Raw genomic sequence first — 18,915 nt, 5'->3', positions numbered from 1 at the left:
TTAAAAGTTTGGACTCAACTCATATTTCTTATAGAATGAATCTAAAATCTCAATTACTTCAGCTTCTGTATCTACTAGATTAATTAAATCTAAATCGGTTGCGCTAATATTTCCAAATTGTTCAAGCAAGGTGTCTTTTACCCAATCCATAATACCACTCCAAAACTCGGTTCCAACTAAAATAATGGGAAATTTTTCGATTTTATTTGTTTGAATAAGTGTTATTGCTTCAAATAATTCATCAAGTGTACCAAATCCCCCAGGCATTACTACAAAGCCTTGCGAATATTTTACAAACATGACCTTGCGTACAAAGAAGTAGTCAAAATCAAGGCTCTTGTCACTATCTATATAAGGATTATCGTGTTGTTCGAACGGTAAGTCAATATTCAATCCAACTGATGTTCCACCTCCTAAATGTGCACCTTTGTTACCAGCTTCCATAATACCAGGACCACCACCAGTGATTACACCATAACCAGCTTCTACAATTTGATGAGCAATACTTTGCGCTAATTTGTAATATTTATTATCAGGTTTTGTTCTAGCGGAACCAAATATTGAAATACATGGCCCTATGCGACTTAGTTTTTCATACCCATTTACAAATTCACCCATGATTTTAAAAATAGCCCACGAGTCGTTTGTTTTTATTTCATTCCAACCTTTTGGATGTAAATTCTTATTCATCTGTTCTTTTCAGTTTTATTTTATTCCAAACGCTAATTTAGTTCTTTTTTAAGGAACTGAGCTGTGTAGCTCTTTGGGTGTTTTGCGACGTGTTCAGGAGTGCCTTCTACAATAATTTGTCCACCACCTTTACCACCTTCGTAGCCAATATCTATAATATGGTCAACTGTTTTAATAACATCCATATTATGTTCTATAATTAGCACAGTATTACCTTTGTCTACTAACTTATTAAGCACTAACATCAATACTCGAATATCTTCAAAATGCAATCCAGTAGTCGGCTCATCAAGGATGTAAAAGGTGTTTCCTGTATCTTTTTTTGATAATTCGGTTGCAAGTTTAATACGTTGTGCTTCACCACCAGAAAGTGTCGTGCTTTGTTGTCCTAAAGAAATATAGCCAAGACCAACATCTTGAATGGTTTTTAGTTTTCTATGAATTTTCGGAATCAATTCAAAAAACGGAACAGCTTCTTCAATAGTCATATTCAACACATCGCTAATTGATTTTCCTTTGTAGCGTATCTCCAACGTTTCACGGTTAAAACGCTTTCCTTGGCAGGTTTCGCACTCTACATATACATCTGGTAGAAAGTTCATTTCAATGACTCTCAAACCACCACCTTTACAGGTTTCACAGCGCCCACCAGCGACATTAAAGCTAAAACGACCAGGTTTGTAACCACGAATCATCGCTTCAGGAATTTTAGCAAACAAGCTTCGTATTTCACTAAAAACACCTGTGTAAGTGGCTGGATTACTGCGTGGTGTACGACCAATTGGCGACTGATTAATATCAATCACTTTATCGATATGTTTTAAGCCAGTAATCTTACTATAAGGCATTGGTGTTTTTACACCATTAAAATAGTAGTTGTTTAAAATAGGGTAGAGCGTTTCGTTAATTAATGTGGACTTTCCGCTACCAGAAACACCAGTAACACCTATCATTTTTCCTAACGGAAATTTTACCGATACATTTTTTAAATTATTTCCAGTACAACCAGTTAAACTCATTGTTTTTCCGTTGCCCTTGCGTCGTTTTTTTGGAATTTCTATCTCTTTGGTTCCGTTTAAATAATCTGCAGTAAGTGTATGGTGCGTTAATAGCTCTTTAGGAGTCCCTTCGCTAATAATTTCACCTCCATGTTTTCCTGCAAAAGGACCAATATCTATCACATGATCTGCGCGCTCTATCATGTCTTTATCATGTTCAACCACAATCACAGAATTGCCAATATCTCTCAGAGAGATTAACGAATTGATGAGTTTTTCATTATCACGTTGGTGTAAGCCAATACTTGGTTCATCTAAAATATAAAGTACGCCAACGAGCTGCGAGCCAATTTGTGTTGCTAATCGAATTCGTTGCGCTTCACCACCAGAAAGAGATTTTGAGCTTCTATCTATGGTTAAATAATCGAGACCAACATCTAGTAAAAACTGAACTCTCGCTCTAATTTCTTTGATTATTTCTTCTGAAATGGCTTTTTGCTTATCCGATAAATGGTTTTCTAGATTCTCAAACCATTCTGCTAAATCAACAATATCCAAATTGGCTAATTCCGAAATGTTTTTACCATTAACTTTAAAGTACAACGATTCTTTCTTTAAACGAGAGCCTCCACAATCGGAGCACACCACCTTATCCATATAGTCTTTCGCCCAACGTTTAATAGAGGTAGACTCTGCATTTTTATACTGACTTTCTATAAAATTGGCTATTCCTTCAAAGTCGATACTGTAATTACGAGCAACACCTAAGGTTTTGCTATCTACGGTAAATTTTTCGTTACCACCAAACAAAATCATTTGCATAGCGTCTTTTGGAATTTTATTAATTGGATCTGCTAAATCAAATTCGTAACGCATCGCAATGGCTTCCAATTGTTTGAAAATCCAAGAATTTTTTTGTGGTCCTTGAGGTGCTAATCCACCATTTTTTATAGATAGGGTTGGGTCTGGAATAATTTTATCTTCATTTACCTCGTATAAGGTTCCAATACCATTACACTTGCTACAAGCCCCTTTTGGAGAGTTAAATGAGAAGTTATTTGGCTCAGGATTTGGATATGAAATCCCAGATGAAGGACACATGAGGTTTCTACTAAAATAGCGAACTTCGTTGGTGTCGTTATCAATTACCATAAGCACATTGTCACCATGATACATGGCAGTATTGATGCTTTCAGTGAGTCGCTTATCGTTATCAACATTCTCATCAATTTTGAGTCTGTCAATCACAATTTCTATATCGTGCGTTTTATAACGATCCAGCTTCATGCCTTTTACAAGGTCTTTTATTTCTCCATCAGTTCGTACCTTTACAAAACCTTGTTTGGCAATTTGCTCAAATAGTTCGCGGTAATGTCCTTTTCTAGAACGAATCACAGGAGCTAAAATATTAATGCGTTTGCCTGCAAAACTCTCTATAATCAAGGCTTGGATTTGCTCGTCATTATAGCTTACCATTTTTTCGCCAGTGCTATAGCTGTAAGCATCACTTGCACGAGCATATAGTAGACGTAAAAAATCGTAAATCTCGGTAATCGTACCAACAGTAGAGCGAGGTGATTTGCTAGTTGTTTTTTGCTCAATGGCAATAACTGGTGAAAGTCCATCAATTTTATCGACATCAGGACGTTCTAAACCACCTAAAAACTGTCGTGCATAGGCTGAAAACGTTTCAATGTAGCGTCGTTGTCCTTCGGCGTAAATAGTATCGAATGCTAAGGACGATTTACCACTACCAGATAAGCCTGTAATTACTACAAGTTTTTCTCTAGGGATAGTCACATCTATGTTTTTTAGATTATGAACCCTAGCACCTTGAACATCTATATAGTCTTTAAAATTGGTCATAAATTGGCAAAGTTGCAAAGGTACAGATTTTATAGGTAAATAGGAAGTAACATACTAACAGGAAATTGTTGATAAGTGAGGGTATATATACGTATAGACTTTAGTATAAAAAATACCGCCTTTCGTATACAGTAAATATAAAAACGCTTCAATTATTTATTTTCTAAAACTTCAAAAAAATAATATACTTGTATTGTATAACTAAAAAATGAGTATTATGAGATTCTTTGGCAATAAAAATCTATTATTCAGCTTCTTTTTTTGTCATGTTTTTGTAGTAAATTCTCAGGAGATTACTAAAGAGCATTTTAAGCAAATACTAGCAAATTCTTATATTATCATTAATTATTTAGAAAAGAAAGATATAGATAATGCTGAATTATATCTTAAACTAAGTCCTAGTGATGCAAAAAAATTGAAAATATCACTAAGTAATGGTTTTAATATAGAATCTGCTAGACCTTTACCTTATTTTTTGTTAACGGATACCCCAAATAAATTTAACATGGTTATTACTGGATTTGATATTTTAGATAAAGTGGATAATGAAGAATATCCACGAGGTGATTATTATTTTGTAATTAGGTCTGAAGTGGTTATTGATGTAGAAAATCAGGTGATTAATTTTATAAAATCTGATGTAATTACTAGTGATGATGAGATAAATAAATGGTGGCTTTCGCGATATAAAACTTATGTAGATAAAACTTTGTTGGTACGCGACAAGTATGGTTTTGTTCCACCACCTCCACCGTTGCCTCCTAAGAATTTAAAATAATTTAGTTTGTCAGCTAAAAATTAATATACTTATTGGATTTTGTTAGTTAACACCAAAATAGAAGACCTAGACCAAATTATTGCTATGGAGACTCATAGTGATAACTCGGCATTTGTATTCCCAAATAGCAGAGAAGAACATCTAGATTTAATTAGTAATAATGACATTAATCATTTTGTGCTTAAAGAAGCTAATGGCAGTCTTATTGGTTACGTGATTTTAGCTGGATTAACTAATGCTAATAAAAGTATTGAACTTAGACGTATTGTTATTTCTAAAAAAGGAAAAGGTTATGGTAGAAAAACCTTAAAAAAAATAAAAGACTATTGTTTTAGTGAATTACAATGTCACCGTCTTTGGTTGGATGTATTGGAGGTTAATGAAAGAGCGCGATATTTATATCAAACCGAAGGATTTAAAGAAGAAGGGATATTAAGAGATAGTATTTTTAAAGATGGAGAATACCAAAACCTAATAATTATGTCAATGCTCGAATCGGAATATAGAAATCAAAAAAAATAAATTTAACATGGAGTTTTTCCGAATTATTAAACAAAAGACACAAGATAAAGATATACAAGAGCTATTAACTCTAGAAAATCTAGAATTGATGAGCAATGAAATAATTATTATTAGTATTCAAAATAAAATTGAAGCTAGTATTGGAAGTATTTGGGGTGAATTTACTTTAACTAGAAATGAGATTAGAGGAGGGTTGCGTTTTGCATTGTTAGAATGCCCTAATGCTTTAACTTGGACCATTACAACTGGACTTCAGCCAGAACCAGAATCTATAGTTATTCATCTAACAATAAATCGACAAGAACAAAAAGAAATATTTATTGAAGAAATTAATGAGTTTTTAGATGATCAAAGTAATTGTTTGAAACAAATTTTTCCTTCATAAATCATCTATTTTAAGCACATAGTAAAATTGCTAATTACGTTCAATTATTAAAATTGCTTCCTAGCCTTTTTATTTCTACTGCTTCTAAAGTTTCTACCGTTTCTGGTAAAGTAAGCAGCAAAAGCCCATACTGCACCAATTATCCCAATTATGACAAGTATATCGAATGCTTCTTCTGGTATATTCATAGTATTAAGATACAAAAATTATTCGATATCTTAAGTTTTGTAAGATTGTGGAGTTGAAATAAGAAGTCGTACTGTTACCAGCCACCACCTCCACCACCGCCACCACCGCCACCAGAGAATCCACCACCTCCAGAACCACTACCACTGCTTGATGGTGGCGTTGCAGATTTGCTTAAGGAATTAGATAACGATGAATTTAAGGTATGGTTAAAGGTTGAGAAGTTGCCAATACGTCCTCCAGTATACCATGTTGGTTGATAGTTTTGGTCTATTAGCGATTTATCAATAAGGTTTTGGAATTTGTCTCCCCAAACATCTTCTGCACCCAACACAACCGCATAAGGCAACAGTTTTTCAAAAATATCTGGTGTCAAATCTGGTGGATTAAAGTGGGCGATTTGTTTTTCTTCGGCTGCACTCATGTACATTTTAAAGCCATCAATTAATGATTTAATCCTAAGTTTTTCTACAGCAGGTTTTCTAATTAAATATTGGTAAATCAAAAAGAATACAATATTTAAAATCAAGAATAAAACGAATATTACTCCATCATTTTCACCTTGGAAGTATTGCGACGCTAAAAAGACAAACAAAAACACATAAGCGATGATGGTCAATATTGGAACTATCCAAAATTTTGCATTGAACCCTTGATAAATTAAACCATGGTGCTGCTTTCTTAATGATGATTTAAAGGCGCTAACGGCACTTTGTACTTTTGAGTCGTATTTTCCATCTAATGTTACCGTAGAGGTATTTGAAAACAATTTTGAGAATAGCACACGTTCTTCATCGTTGAGTGCACCTGTATCTTCTTTTACTTTATGGATAAAAAACGTTTTGCTTTTAAAGATTCCAAAAACATAATCTTGAGTGTCTTCTTCTATCTTAAGATATCCTTTTACTGCTAAATTTAAAATAGTGCCTGTAATTAAATCGCCATGATAGCGGAACTTATCTAACATGCCAACTGAAGCTGGTGTCATATTTTCTGGAACTTCAAATTGTGGAAATACCGTTGGCTTTGCTGGGTCAATACCAAATTTTAACCAAGTAAAACCGTAATAAAATAAAAGTACTAAACTTATAAGTCCACTTAGGATAAGCGCTCCAAACTTTTGAAAAAATGTTGGAGGTGGTGGCGGAGGAGGTTGATTTACAGTACCTTTATTAAATCCTACTGCTATAGTTAAGTTTTCTCCAGCTCTTATATTTTCAGCATTAAAGTAAATACTATTATTAGTGAGTATTTTTGAACTACAGTTAGTACTGCTACTACCGTAAGTTCCTGTATAACATGCATTTTGTATAATGTTTCCACCAAAAGGTAATGTTATTTTACTGGACACTCGACCAAAAGGTAACTCCCAATCAAAACCATTGACATTCCAATAAATTTCATCATAAGTGTCAAAAAAGCGAATTTGTCCACTCATATGATAGGTAATTGTGTAGTCGTATTCACCTTCATTTAAAAACACATCACTTTCTCCAACATAAATGGTAATGTCACCACTTCCCTTTTCAGTGTGATATTTTGAAGCTTTGCCATCTCTTTCTACAGATAGTATTTTATAATTCAACTTCACTTTTTTGCCAGAGCTGTCTACACTTACAGTTGGGATAGTGCGTGTAATTCCTCTTTTAAAAATGCTGCCACTAGCGTAAATTTTAATAGACTCTTTTACGGTAATTGTACTTGAGGTGTCTACTTCAATGTCTGAATGAAATGAAAGCACTCGTTCACTTTGCGAAAACAAAGAAAAAGTGTTCGTAATTAATAGTACAATAAAAAAGAGTTGTTTCAACGCTTTAAAATTTTACTTGAGGGTTTTGTCTTTCTGTATCAGTATCTATTTCAAAAAACACTGCTTTGGTGAAGTTGGTAATTCCAGCAATAATATTTGAAGGAAACGAATCTATTAAAATGTTATAATCGCGAGTCGTGCCATTATAGTATCGTCTTGATTTTTCAATGTCAGATTCTACAACAGACAATTCGTTTTGCAAGCTTAAAAAATTTTCGTTTGCTTTTAGTTCAGGATATTGTTCAGCTACTGCAAATAGATTTATTAGCGATTTATTTAATTGATTTTCTGCAGCTTGTTGTCCTTCAACAGTCGTCGCATTTTGTGCTTGACTCCTAGCTTTAGTGACATTTTCAAAGGTTTCCTTTTCATGGCTTGCATAGCCTTTTACGGTTTCAACTAAGTTTGGAATTAAATCATAACGTTTTTTTAATTGTACGTCTATTCCACTCCAAGCCTCGGCTACGAGTGTTTTTAATTTTACTAATCTGTTGTAAATTCCAACACCATAAAATGCTGCCAATACTACAAGACCAATTAATGCGTATGTTACTGTCATAGTAATTAAACTTTAAGTATTAAAGATATGAAATTTAATGAGAATAAAAGTGAAACATTAAAGCGTTTTTGATGGTGGTTTGAATTTTATTTTGAGCTTTTAAGAAGGTGATATTTCGAGAAATATTAATATACTTGTATAAGATATTGTTTAATGAGATTCCTGTCTTCACTTCGATAAGCTTAGTGACCTTGCAGGAATAAAAAAAGATTATTGATGAGATTATTAGGAATAGGCTCTAGAATTAACCATCCTGACTATGGTAAAGGCGTAGTTACCAACGTAACATCAAGACATTATTGGGTAACTTTTATTGATAATGGTTTAGAGACCATAGAATTAGATAGCGAATTTGAAGTGATTGAGTGTGCTAATACTGATGATGTAGATACGGTGAGTTTGTTTGATGTAGAAAGTAGTTTGGTAGACATACTAAAAAAGTGGAGCGATGCAAGTGAGGTGGTTCCAATTGCCGATAAATGGAAAGGTGGCAACCTTATTATGGAACCTGGAGATACGGCATTACAGAGTAAAGAAGTGCCAATCGACACGTTTTTTCATAAAATAGTCATGCTTCGTGATAGATTGAGAGTTATGGAACAAAAAATAAACTCTAGCAAAAACCTTGACGAGCAAGAAAAAATCGATTTACAGCAATATATTACCAGATGCTATGGAAGTTTGACAACGTTTAATGTGTTGTTTAAACAAAAGACGCAGCAATTTTCGGGACAGAAAAGTAATTAATAATTGCTTGTTAATTTATTATTGGAATTTCAGCAGTAATAGTAGTTCCATTAGTCGAGTTAGATTCGATTTGAAATTCCCCTCCTAAGTTTTGAACTCTCGATTTTATATTACTCAACCCAATTCCTTTTGTTGCTGTTTTTGAATCATAACCTATACCATCATCTTTAACTACTAGCACAAGCTTTTTGTTTATTTGATTAAAACTAACATTAATATGACTTGCTTTCGCATGCTTTATAGTATTTTGAAGAGTTTCTTGTATTATGCGATATAGGTTCATTTTTAAATTGTCATTAATTGTATCCCAAGAGATATTTGGATCAGAATTTAGATTATAATGTAGGGAATGTAATTCACTTTGAGTTTTTAAATAATGCTCAATAATGTTTTTAAAATTAATTTTATGAGAAGCAAGCCCATCTTTTAATTCGTGAGAGATATCACGTATTTCTAATTCGGTGGACTGTATATCATTTATGTAATCGTTAAATCTTTTCTTTAAAGCATCTTTCATTTTAGTTTTTACTAATAAAAACTCAATACCTACTCTAATTCCAAATAATTTGCTCAAAATACCATCGTGAAGTTCTTCCGAAATGCGTTGACGTTCATTTATACGCCCTTCTTCCAGTTTCGATTGTTGAGAAAGCATCAGGGAATAAATATCTTCGTTTGCTTTTTGTTGTGTACTTTCAAAAACTAATTGTTTGTTTTTTAAGCGTTGTGAATAAATAACATATAGTAATATTGAACCTATAAATAAGGAGCAAGCAATTATAAAGAGTACAGAACGGTCTTTAGCAATTTTTATATTTTCAGCAACAACTTCGTCTGTTTCGAATTCGATTCGCGCAAACTTATTTTGCATGATGTGTTCTTCATTAAGTAAACTATCTCTAAGAGTTATATATTCATATAAGTATTGTTTGCCTTTTTCTCCTTCAATTGATTTTGATAAGAGATACAAAGATCTTAGTACTTCTGTATTATATTTATTAGTTTTTGATAAAGCATAGGATCTCTCTAAATATTTTATAGATGAATCTTTCTGTCCTAAGGATAAATAGAATTCAGATAAATCGTTTCCAGAAGCTGCTTTCTCATACTTATAATTTAAACTATCACAAATTTTGTATGCTTTATTAAATAGGGTAATTATTTTATCATTATCATTATGCTTTGCTTTAAACTTTACATAGGCTAAGTTGTTTATTATAGTAGCGTAATTTATTGGATCATTAATTAATACAATATCATTTAGAAGTTTATTATAAATTTTAATAGATTTATTAAATAACTTTTGTTCTTTGTAAAGTTCTGCTAGATTTATATTGATAAAGAGTTTACATTCACTATCATCCGATAGTTTATCACAAAAAGAAAGCGCTTCTTTATAATAGTCATTTGATTGTTGATATTGTTTTTGTTTTTTTTTGATTAAGCCTAATAAGTTATATATACCCCATAAAGTATCTAAGTTATATTGATTTTCGGGAAGAGTCTTTATTAATTCTAAAGACTTTATAGCACTATATTCACTATTACTAAAATCAGCATATTTTTTTTGAATAGTTGCAATGTTAAATAAAATGAACCCTTCTTCTTGTTTTTCATTTTTTAAATTATGAAATAATTTTTTTGCTTTTTTATAATAGAAAAAAGCACTATCATTTTGAGAATTAACATAATTATACCAGCCTAAATTATTATAAGCAATAGCTAAAGCTTTTGAGTCCCCAACTTTTTTTGCCAATTTTAAAATTTTAAAACTTACTTTTTGAAAGTCATCATATTGATCTAGATATAGATAAACTGCAGCAAGATTCCTATTACTCTTAAGAATGGTTGTGTCAACTTTTGTGTTTTCTGAAAGAGACAATGCACGTTTAGCATAATTTATTCTGTCATTCGAGTTTAAACTTTCATTTCTCGACAACTTTCTTAATTCTTGAATGCTACCTAAAGTCTCATAAAAAGATTGATTTTGAGATGCAATATTGAGTGAAAACAATAAAATTATTATAAAGGATAATTTTGAGTTCAAAATAGAAGGATTTATAGTACAAGATAATAAAAGGAATCTAAATATATTACCTTGTCGTTTTAATATGGTTTATTTCAAAACCAAAGAAAAGTATTTTGTGAAAAGTTGGGAGTTGTGCACCTGTTGAGGTTGTTGTCCAGTCGCTCCAAGAAGCTTCCAAACCGTCCATAGGCAAGAGGTCTGTCCACATTTTAAATTTTGTAGGTTTTCCAGTTGCATCAAAAGACCATAAATAGGAATCTCCAGGAGTCGTGCCACCTTGTGTGTAAGTCACCAACAATGCATCTTTACCATCTCTTTTTACAACACTACGTTTTACACCATCGTCGTAGACTTTGTATGGAGCAGCAATCCAAAAGGAATCATTATTAAAATAGTTTAAGGCAGTAGTAACCAATGCATCTTTTTGATCGCCAATAATATTAAAACTATGGACATAGGCCTTACTACGCTCAGGGTAATTAAGATGCAAATCTACTTTATACTCTTTCCAACGAACTGTACATAAGTTATTAGCTTTATCCCACTCGTAGCGACGCTTGTTTTGATACGTCCATTCTATATATTCTGTTTTTTTATAAGCTTCGTAGTCTAAAACATCAAGCATAGTATCGGCTAAGGCATCGGCAGTTTCACCTTCAATACCAACTGGCACATCTTCGCTATATTTAAAATAAACGTAGCCTAAAAAGAGTAGGGTTGGTAGTGTGAAAAACACCACTACACCAACAATAATTTTTATAGACTTTTTTAGCTTCATTTATATAATGTTTCTAATAGCTTCTCTATGACTTAATGACTTTAGACTTGTTGAATTTACAAAATTTAATACGGATTGAGGGTTTGTTTTTCCATATTCTCTAAGTGCCCAACCAATAGCTTTTTGTATAAAGAATTCGTTGGATTCTTTATGAGCCATACATTGTCTAAACAATAATTCTTCATTGGTATTGTGTTTATATCCCAACTGAAAAATAATAGTGCTTCTATTTAGCCATATATTATCTACGTTTGAAAACCCATTTATAGTTTTTTCGACCATATCTGGATACATTGTTAAATAGTTACCTAGAACCCATTTTGCAATAAAATCGACCGTATCCCACCATGCATTTTCAGTGATTAATCGTTCAATTAAAATAATATCGCTTTTTAAGTATTTTTTACGGAGTTGCTTATCGAAAATTTCGATAGCTGTTAAATGGTATTCGCGCTGAGATAAATTATATAATTGAAATGTAAGTTCACGAATATTAGAAGTGACTTCTTCTTTGTTTTTCTCGATAGCTTGTTTTAAAAGCGCTCTACGGTCTTTGGTTTTTATGCCATAAAATTCGAATTGACCTCTCATGTAATTTTTCATATGAGACGCATTTTCTGCATTTGCATACTTACCAAATAGCTTAGTGAGATCTTCTACAAACATGATAAATTATAGTGTTTTTTGAGCTGATAGAAACTCTAACTTCTCTTTAGCAAAAATAATAAGCTCCTCAAAAAAAGAAGTGAATTCTATTTCAAATTCTTCATAGAACTCTTCAAGTTCATTCACAGCTAAATTCATTTGAGCCCTATTATGTGTTCTTCTGTTCATGCCTTCTAACACTTTTTTAATCCCTTCAACTGATGCATAACTCAATAACCAATTATTGGTAATCATGTATGGCATCATTTTTTTGATACGCAATGGTAAAATATCAAAGTGTTCTTCTAACGAATCGTAAAAATTGTCGACATACTTGTCTAAAGGTATATCGCAATAGCTATCCCAATTTTTAGCTAAAAAATGGTCGTACAGAATATCTACAATTACACCAGAATAATGGCTGTATTTTTCATGCAATCGTTTTGTGCTTTTTCTAACAATTTTATGAGCATCAGTATATGTATCTATTTCACGATGTAGCAAAATACCAATTTGGAGTTCTCTGCTGTATTTTCGATAATCTTTTCCTTTAATACCATCTGCTATAAAATTACCGATAGTTATTAAATCGCTATCACCAGAAAGATAAATATGTGCTAAAAAATTCATTGGTCGAATTTACAAATTCGTAACGAGGAATACGGTTTTGAAATATTATATTTGTTCAAAATTAATATAGCATATGACACTTATAAAATCTATATCTGGAATTCGTGGGACTATTGGCGGACAAGTAGGTGAGAATTTAACGCCTATTGATGCAGTTAAATTTGCATCGGCTTATGGTACCTGGATTAAGCAACAACGTAATAAAGAAGACTATAGAGTTGTGGTTGGTCGTGATGCGAGGATTTCTGGAGAAATGATTCAGAATTTAGTAATGAACACATTAGTTGGTTTAGGAATTCATGTCATAGATTTAGGATTGTCTACAACACCAACTGTTGAAGTAGCTGTGCCTATGGAACATGCCGATGGAGGCATTATTCTTACTGCGAGTCATAATCCAAAACAATGGAATGCTTTAAAATTATTGAATCATAAAGGTGAGTTTTTAAATGGTGCTGATGGTGAAGAAATTTTAAGATTAGCAGATTCTGATAACATGAACTTTAGCGACGTTGATAGTTTAGGTAAAATCACTATTAATGAGGCTTATATAGATATGCATATAGACGAGGTATTAAAAATGCCTTTAGTGAATAAAAAAGCAATAGAAAAAGCAAAGTTTAAAGTAGTAGTTGATGGTGTGAATTCTACAGGAGGGATTGCCATTCCTTTACTTTTAGAAAGACTTGGTGTGCATGCTGTGAAATTGTATTGTGATCCAACTGGACATTTTCCGCATAACCCTGAGCCTTTAAAAGAGCATTTAACAGATTTGTCTGAGAAAGTAGTTAAAGAGCATGCCGATTTTGGTATTGTGGTAGACCCAGATGTAGATAGACTAGCATTTGTTAGTGAAGATGGAGAAATGTTTGGTGAAGAATATACTTTGGTTGCTTGTACCGATTATGTATTGAGCAATACACCAGGAAACACAGTAAGTAATATGAGTTCTACAAGAGCACTTCGTGATGTAACAGAAAAACATGGAGGTACTTATGAAGCAAGTGCTGTAGGTGAAGTGAATGTTGTAGAATTAATGAAAAAGAACAATGCCATTATTGGAGGTGAAGGTAATGGTGGGATTATATATCCAGAATTACATTATGGTAGAGACGCCTTAGTAGGTGTCGCTTTGTTTTTGAGTTTATTGGCAGATAAGAAAATGAAAGTGAGTGAACTGCGAAAAACTTATCCATCTTATTTTATGAGTAAGAATAAAATACAACTGACACCAGGTTTGGATGTTGATAGTATTTTAAAAGAAATGGAAACACGCTACGCTAAAGAAAACATCACCACTATTGATGGCGTAAAAATAGATTTTCCAGAGAATTGGGTACATCTTCGTAAAAGTAATACAGAGCCTATTATTAGAGTTTATACAGAAGCAAAATCGCAACAAGAAGCAGATGATTTAGCATCTAAAATTATGGGTGAGATTAAGGAGATTGCTGGTATAAACTAATTTTTAATAATTACACATTGTAACAATAATTGAAAATTACTACTAATTAGATAAATTGAGTATTGTATGAAAAATAATTATATAGCTTTAAGCTTAATTTTTGGAGTAGGAATAGGAATTAGTATTGGAGTAGCAACAAATAGTCTTGCAGTTGGATTATCTATAGGTATTGGAACAGCTATGTCTTTTACAGCAGCTATTAGAAACGAAAGCAGAAAGTGTAAAAGCAAAAAAACTAATTAAATAGTCAAAATATTTATTGAAACTCTTTTGGAACATTATCCTTATGTTTCCAACGTTTATGAGTCCATAAATAATATTCTGGCGCTGTTTTAATTTGCTCTTCAACTAATTTATGAAATATATCGGTTAAATCATAGTCTTTAAAGTCTTTAGGCGTTTTTGTAATGGTGCTAAAAGTAGTTTCATAAAAGCCACGTTTCACTTTTTTTATAGCCATAAATACTATGGGCAAATCCAAACGTTTTGCAATCATTTCTGAGCCTGTATAACAAGGTACTTTAACTCCCATAAATTCTGTCCAGTGATAGGCTTTATTTAGCTTTGGCGATTGGTCAGCAGCCATACCACATAAGAAAAGTTTACCTTCTTTTTTTGATTTAACAAGTGTAGGGATAATCTCTTTTGTAGAAATTAAATAACTATTATATTTTCCTCTTACACGCTTCACTAATCTATCAAAATATGGATTGCGTAATCTTTTATATACACCATAACCAATAAAATCTATGTGCTTTTGTACACTAATAGACCATTCCCAGCTAGCATAATGGCCACACATTAAAATCACACTTTGGTTAGAAGTTTCATACTGTTTAAGTTCTTCGATATTGGTAAACTTAAAACGACGTAATATTTCTTTTTCCGAAATAGTTAACGATTTAATAGATTCAAAAATCATGTCGCAGAAATGGTGATAAAACTTCTTAGAGATATGGTTTATATCTTGTTTGCTTTTTTCTGGAAATACTAAAGCTAGATTATCTTTTACTACTTTTTTTCTATAGCCAATTACGTAATATAAAATGATGTAAATACCATCAGACAAGATATACAAAAGTCTAAAAGGAAGTATAGAGATAATCCATAAAATAGGATAAATAATTATGTATGCTAGAAGTTGCAAATGCTTAATTGTTTTGGCAAATATATGCTATATTTCTTCTTCAAAAACTAAATTCAGTTTAATAAAATGAACTAAATTTAGTTTTGCTTCAGTAATCACTTCGTTAATCCATAATTTTTTTTTCATTTGATTTTTGTTAATTTTCAAATGAAAAAAATCATGTACTTTTGGCTTTTTACGTTTACACTATATGGGCAAAATAGATTTAATTACAATAATTATTATTGGTGCTAATGTTTTAGTCTCTTTAACGGGGTTTAATGACTTTTCTTTTTTTGAAAAATACAAATTCAATATAGGAGGTATTAGACGTGGTGAACAAGTAAGAATGCTTAGTTCTGGATTTTTGCATGTCGATGAAATGCACTTGTTTTTTAATATGTTTACATTGTATTTTTTTGCTAATCCTGTGATGACGCATTTAGGAACATTTAATTTTGTGCTAGTGTATTTTGCGAGTTTAGTTTTTGGAAATTTACTATCCCTCTATTTTCATAAAAATGAATATCATTACAGTGCAGTAGGTGCAAGTGGAGCGGTTACTGGAATATTATATGCTGCTATTTTATTGAATCCAAGTATGAAATTATACATGTTTTTTATTCCTGTACCAATTCCAGCCTATTTGTTTGGAATAGGGTATTTGTTATATTCAATTTATGGAATGAAAAAGAGAAGTAGTAATATTGGTCATGATGCTCATTTTGGTGGCGCCATTGGAGGTTATGTGATTACTTTAATTTTAGCACCCTGGTTATTTACAGAACATACACTTATGGTAATTCTGTTAGCTATACCGATTGTACTTTTATACGTTATGCGGAAAATGGGCAAGATATAGAAGCACAAAGTCAGCCAGAAAATCCAAAAGCTTCCGTCATTACGAACAAAGTGAAGTAATCTGGTTATTTAATTACTAAATATTATAGAGATTGCCACTACTGACGATAAGCGTCAGTATCGCAATGACCTAAACTAAGACCTTTTTATTAATCTAGCATTGAAGCTATTTGTTTTTCTAAGTCGCTGCCTCTTAGTTTTTTTGCAACTATTTTACCATTTTCGTCTAAAATAAATGAAGCAGGGATTGAATTAATATCATACATTCTAGCAACAGGATCATTAAAATATTGTAAACTACCAACATGATACCAGTTTAAATTATCATCTTCAATAGCTTTTTGCCACCTAGCTTTATTACCAGGTTTATCTAAAGACACTCCAATAATAGCTAATCCTTTATCTTTATACTTTTCATAAACTCTAACAATATTAGGGTTTTCACGTCTACAAGGGCCACACCAAGAAGCCCAAAACTCAATAATAGTAGCTTTTCCTTTAATATCATTTAATGAAATCATTTCACCATCAATGGATGGAGATGTGAAATTAGGAGCTATCTTACCAATATTTAGGCTAGCACTAGCTTCAATTATTTCTATTTGACTTTTTATTTTTGCCCCAATAGAGATAAATGCGGCATTTTTATTAATTACACTTTGTAAAGCATTATAATTGCTTTTTAATTTTTCAAGATTAATATCTTTATTAGCAATTTGTGTTTCAAGTAGCAAAAGTGAAAAAGCTGAATTTGGGTTATCAGCAATGAAGTCCATACTAAATTCTTGTATCTCTTTATTCAACTGTCTTGCTTTTTCTATAATCTTATTTCTAGATTCTTGGTCAGCTGCTTTTCCGTATTCAGCATTTAAAGCATTAATAGCATCAGCTTTTTTCTTATACTGCTGTTTAAACCCATTATAATCTTTATTATTTTGTGAGCCTTCAACCTTCGAGTTAAACAAACTATCTTTATTAATGTTTATTAAGGTTCTTCCAGATTCAAAGACAAAGGGTAAAGTACCTTTAACACCATTTATAGTAATTGTTTGAATAGAAGGGCTAGCGACTTTGCCACTAAAAACGAATTGCTCGTTCATGACTATTGCAGTATCTATAACTGCTTCTCGATTACCTTGGGCAGTTTTAATATAAGCACGTAAACCATTAACAACTCCTTTGGCTGTTACAGATATTTCGTAAGTATTTGCAGTAAGAGGCTCTTGTTTTTGAGTCTTATTACAGCTATAATTTAATATTACTAAGACTAAAAGTAGGAATGTCTTTTTCATTTTAAATGTATTTTACGCAAATATACATCGATTTTGTTTTCTTTTGAATTTAAGCAGATGAGATACGCTATAATTAGACAATATGTGAAAAATCAGTCGTCATTTCCCTATTTTTGCATAAAATTTAGATTTTGTGATAAACAACGATAACATTATTGCATTAGCAACACCTTCAGGAGCTGGAGCTATTTCGGTTATTAGAATTTCTGGTAAGGATGCTATAACTATAGTTGATAATTTCTTTAGATCTGTAAAAAGCCAAAAGTCTCTTAGCGATCAAAAAACGCATACTATACATTTAGGACATATTTTAAAAAACGGCAAGGAGTTAGATGAAGTTTTAGTGTCCGTTTTTAAAAATCCAAATTCTTATACAGGCGAAAATGTTATTGAAATTTCGTGTCATGGAAGTCCATATATTCAACAGGAAATTATTCAGTTATTTTTGCGACATGGCTGTAGAATAGCAAACCCTGGAGAGTTTACCTTAAGAGCTTTTTTAAATGGTAAATTAGATTTAAGTCAAGCCGAAGCTGTGGCAGATTTAATTGCAAGTGATAATGAGGCATCACATCAAGTGGCAATACAGCAAATGCGTGGAGGATTTAGCAATGAGATTAAAGCGTTGCGTGATGAGCTTATGAATTTTGCTTCGTTAATTGAATTGGAATTGGACTTTGCCGAAGAAGATGTAGAGTTTGCCAATCGCGACCAATTTAAAGATTTAATTGAACGCATTACTAAAGTACTGAAGCATTTAATAGATTCATTTGCAGTTGGTAATGTGATTAAAAATGGAATACCTGTGACTATTGTAGGTGAGCCAAACGTTGGTAAGTCAACATTGCTTAATGTGTTACTTAATGAAGAGAAGGCAATTGTTAGTGATATTGCAGGAACAACAAGGGATGCTATTGAGGATGAATTAACTATTGGAGGTATTGGTTTTAGATTTATTGATACTGCGGGTATTAGAGACACACAAGATGTTGTTGAAAGTATAGGAATAAAAAAGACATTTGAAAAAATAGATCAATCGCAAGTGGTAATTTATTTGTTTGATGCTGAAATCAGTGTGTCTAATTTAGGAGTTGCACTTGTTGAAATAGAAAAAATCAAAAACAGGCATCCACAAAAACCACTAATAATTATAGCTAATAAGATTGATAAATTGGATGACATACAATTATCTGAACTAACAACTCATATTCCTAATGCTATTTTACTATCTGCCAAAACAGGTTTTGGAGTAGAGGAGTTGACTAATAAGTTGTTAAGTCTCATCAACACAGGTGCTTTAAGAAATAATGATACCATTGTAACAAATTCACGACATTATGATGCGCTTTTAAAAGCTCTTGAGGAAATACAAAAAGTACAGCAAGGTATGGATAGCAGTTTGTCAGGAGATTTACTAGCGATAGATATTCGACAAGCCTTATATCATTTTGGAGAAATTACAGGGGAGATTACCAACGATGATTTATTAGGTAATATTTTTGCTAATTTCTGTATCGGCAAATAGTTTAAAATAATTGTCGCGTATTT

18 protein-coding genes are annotated in these 18,915 nt (G+C 32.1%); 8 read left to right on the top strand and 10 right to left on the bottom strand.

Features of this window, described 5'->3' with window-relative positions:
* Both ABGB03_RS08670 and uvrA read right to left on the bottom strand, forming a co-directional pair.
* On the bottom strand, positions 1-690 hold the full coding sequence (locus tag ABGB03_RS08670; protein ID WP_347921920.1) for a TIGR00730 family Rossman fold protein: 690 nt from the start codon (positions 688-690) through the stop codon (positions 1-3).
* Positions 691-722: 32 nt separating this feature from the next.
* The gene (gene uvrA / locus ABGB03_RS08665; protein WP_347921918.1) at positions 723-3,554 is read right to left on the bottom strand and encodes an excinuclease ABC subunit UvrA; all 2,832 of its coding nucleotides are present in this window, start codon (positions 3,552-3,554) and stop codon (positions 723-725) included.
* A 208-nt stretch (positions 3,555-3,762) separates the two neighbouring features.
* Here uvrA and ABGB03_RS08660 point away from each other — a divergent pair, with 208 nt between their 5' ends.
* From ABGB03_RS08660 to ABGB03_RS08650, 3 genes are read left to right on the top strand one after another with little or no spacing between them, the layout of a single operon-like run.
* Positions 3,763-4,332 (top strand): hypothetical protein, encoded by a 570-nt coding sequence (locus ABGB03_RS08660; protein WP_347921916.1) that lies wholly within the window; start codon positions 3,763-3,765, stop codon positions 4,330-4,332.
* Positions 4,333-4,371: 39 nt separating this feature from the next.
* A complete protein-coding gene (locus ABGB03_RS08655) occupies positions 4,372-4,854 on the top strand; it encodes a GNAT family protein (RefSeq protein WP_347921914.1) in 483 nt (160 codons plus the stop codon).
* A 7-nt stretch (positions 4,855-4,861) separates the two neighbouring features.
* Positions 4,862-5,239 carry a hypothetical protein gene (locus ABGB03_RS08650; protein ID WP_347921912.1) on the top strand — a complete coding sequence of 126 codons (378 nt, stop codon included), beginning with the start codon at positions 4,862-4,864 and terminating at the stop codon, positions 5,237-5,239.
* Positions 5,240-5,501: 262 nt separating this feature from the next.
* On the opposite strand, the gene ABGB03_RS08645 is transcribed toward ABGB03_RS08650, so the two are convergent.
* Both ABGB03_RS08645 and ABGB03_RS08640 read right to left on the bottom strand, forming a co-directional pair.
* Positions 5,502-7,235, bottom strand: a complete 1,734-nt coding sequence (locus ABGB03_RS08645) for a DUF2207 domain-containing protein (RefSeq protein WP_347921910.1) — start codon at positions 7,233-7,235, stop codon at positions 5,502-5,504.
* A gap of 4 nt (positions 7,236-7,239) precedes the next feature.
* The gene (locus ABGB03_RS08640) at positions 7,240-7,794 is read right to left on the bottom strand and encodes a LemA family protein (protein ID WP_347921909.1); all 555 of its coding nucleotides are present in this window, start codon (positions 7,792-7,794) and stop codon (positions 7,240-7,242) included.
* A 216-nt stretch (positions 7,795-8,010) separates the two neighbouring features.
* On the opposite strand from ABGB03_RS08640, the gene ABGB03_RS08635 reads away from it, so the two are divergent.
* Complete coding sequence (locus tag ABGB03_RS08635) at positions 8,011-8,541, top strand: hypothetical protein (RefSeq protein WP_347921908.1); 531 nt, start codon at positions 8,011-8,013, stop codon at positions 8,539-8,541.
* Between the two features lie 10 nt (positions 8,542-8,551).
* Here ABGB03_RS08635 and ABGB03_RS08630 read toward each other — a convergent pair whose 3' ends face one another.
* Genes ABGB03_RS08630 through ABGB03_RS08615 form a run of 4 tightly spaced genes read right to left on the bottom strand, consistent with a single transcriptional unit; the run spans position 8,552 to position 12,623 of the window.
* On the bottom strand, positions 8,552-10,588 hold the full coding sequence (locus ABGB03_RS08630; RefSeq protein WP_347921906.1) for an ATP-binding protein: 2,037 nt from the start codon (positions 10,586-10,588) through the stop codon (positions 8,552-8,554).
* A 46-nt stretch (positions 10,589-10,634) separates the two neighbouring features.
* Positions 10,635-11,348, bottom strand: coding sequence for a hypothetical protein (locus tag ABGB03_RS08625; protein ID WP_347921904.1), 714 nt, complete (start codon positions 11,346-11,348; stop codon positions 10,635-10,637).
* Positions 11,349-12,014, bottom strand: coding sequence for a DNA alkylation repair protein (locus tag ABGB03_RS08620; RefSeq protein ID WP_347921902.1), 666 nt, complete (start codon positions 12,012-12,014; stop codon positions 11,349-11,351).
* Between the two features lie 6 nt (positions 12,015-12,020).
* Positions 12,021-12,623, bottom strand: coding sequence for an ACP phosphodiesterase (locus tag ABGB03_RS08615; protein WP_347921900.1), 603 nt, complete (start codon positions 12,621-12,623; stop codon positions 12,021-12,023).
* A gap of 73 nt (positions 12,624-12,696) precedes the next feature.
* Between ABGB03_RS08615 and glmM the strand changes: the two genes are divergently transcribed.
* Both glmM and ABGB03_RS08605 read left to right on the top strand, forming a co-directional pair.
* A complete protein-coding gene (gene glmM / locus ABGB03_RS08610; RefSeq protein ID WP_347921898.1) occupies positions 12,697-14,088 on the top strand; it encodes a phosphoglucosamine mutase in 1,392 nt (463 codons plus the stop codon).
* A 66-nt stretch (positions 14,089-14,154) separates the two neighbouring features.
* A complete protein-coding gene (locus ABGB03_RS08605; RefSeq protein ID WP_347921896.1) occupies positions 14,155-14,331 on the top strand; it encodes a hypothetical protein in 177 nt (58 codons plus the stop codon).
* A 13-nt stretch (positions 14,332-14,344) separates the two neighbouring features.
* Here the strand turns inward: ABGB03_RS08605 and ABGB03_RS08600 are convergent, their stop codons facing one another.
* Positions 14,345-15,244 (bottom strand): lysophospholipid acyltransferase family protein, encoded by a 900-nt coding sequence (locus ABGB03_RS08600; RefSeq protein WP_347926402.1) that lies wholly within the window; start codon positions 15,242-15,244, stop codon positions 14,345-14,347.
* 181 nt (positions 15,245-15,425) lie between these two features.
* Here ABGB03_RS08600 and ABGB03_RS08595 point away from each other — a divergent pair, with 181 nt between their 5' ends.
* Complete coding sequence (locus ABGB03_RS08595) at positions 15,426-16,076, top strand: rhomboid family intramembrane serine protease (RefSeq protein WP_347921895.1); 651 nt, start codon at positions 15,426-15,428, stop codon at positions 16,074-16,076.
* Positions 16,077-16,224: 148 nt separating this feature from the next.
* Here the strand turns inward: ABGB03_RS08595 and ABGB03_RS08590 are convergent, their stop codons facing one another.
* Positions 16,225-17,367 carry a TlpA disulfide reductase family protein gene (locus ABGB03_RS08590; protein WP_347921893.1) on the bottom strand — a complete coding sequence of 381 codons (1,143 nt, stop codon included), beginning with the start codon at positions 17,365-17,367 and terminating at the stop codon, positions 16,225-16,227.
* A 133-nt stretch (positions 17,368-17,500) separates the two neighbouring features.
* On the opposite strand from ABGB03_RS08590, the gene mnmE reads away from it, so the two are divergent.
* On the top strand, positions 17,501-18,892 hold the full coding sequence (gene mnmE / locus ABGB03_RS08585; protein ID WP_347921891.1) for a tRNA uridine-5-carboxymethylaminomethyl(34) synthesis GTPase MnmE: 1,392 nt from the start codon (positions 17,501-17,503) through the stop codon (positions 18,890-18,892).
* Positions 18,893-18,915: the final 23 nt, after the last annotated feature.

Origin of the sequence: Pontimicrobium sp. SW4, from assembly GCF_039954625.1 — a bacterium.
Lineage (GTDB): Bacteria > Bacteroidota > Bacteroidia > Flavobacteriales > Flavobacteriaceae > Pontimicrobium.
The sequence above is the reverse complement of the archived record's forward strand: the minus strand, read 5'-3'. Positions and strand labels throughout refer to the sequence as shown.

Bases quoted from the DNA above. Each gene is read 5' to 3' on its own strand.
- ABGB03_RS08670 (WP_347921920.1), bottom strand. From the start codon at position 690: ATGAATAAGAATTTACATCCAAAAGGTTGGAATGAAATAAAAACAAAC.
- uvrA (WP_347921918.1), bottom strand. From the start codon at position 3,554: ATGACCAATTTTAAAGACTATATAGATGTTCAAGGTGCTAGGGTTCAT.
- ABGB03_RS08660 (WP_347921916.1), top strand. From the start codon at position 3,763: ATGAGTATTATGAGATTCTTTGGCAATAAAAATCTATTATTCAGCTTC.
- ABGB03_RS08650 (WP_347921912.1), top strand. From the start codon at position 4,862: ATGGAGTTTTTCCGAATTATTAAACAAAAGACACAAGATAAAGATATA.
- ABGB03_RS08640 (WP_347921909.1), bottom strand. From the start codon at position 7,794: ATGACAGTAACATACGCATTAATTGGTCTTGTAGTATTGGCAGCATTT.
- ABGB03_RS08635 (WP_347921908.1), top strand. From the start codon at position 8,011: ATGAGATTATTAGGAATAGGCTCTAGAATTAACCATCCTGACTATGGT.
- ABGB03_RS08625 (WP_347921904.1), bottom strand. From the start codon at position 11,348: ATGAAGCTAAAAAAGTCTATAAAAATTATTGTTGGTGTAGTGGTGTTT.
- ABGB03_RS08620 (WP_347921902.1), bottom strand. From the start codon at position 12,014: ATGTTTGTAGAAGATCTCACTAAGCTATTTGGTAAGTATGCAAATGCA.
- ABGB03_RS08615 (WP_347921900.1), bottom strand. From the start codon at position 12,623: ATGAATTTTTTAGCACATATTTATCTTTCTGGTGATAGCGATTTAATA.
- glmM (WP_347921898.1), top strand. From the start codon at position 12,697: ATGACACTTATAAAATCTATATCTGGAATTCGTGGGACTATTGGCGGA.
- ABGB03_RS08605 (WP_347921896.1), top strand. From the start codon at position 14,155: ATGAAAAATAATTATATAGCTTTAAGCTTAATTTTTGGAGTAGGAATA.
- ABGB03_RS08595 (WP_347921895.1), top strand. From the start codon at position 15,426: ATGGGCAAAATAGATTTAATTACAATAATTATTATTGGTGCTAATGTT.
- ABGB03_RS08590 (WP_347921893.1), bottom strand. From the start codon at position 17,367: ATGAAAAAGACATTCCTACTTTTAGTCTTAGTAATATTAAATTATAGC.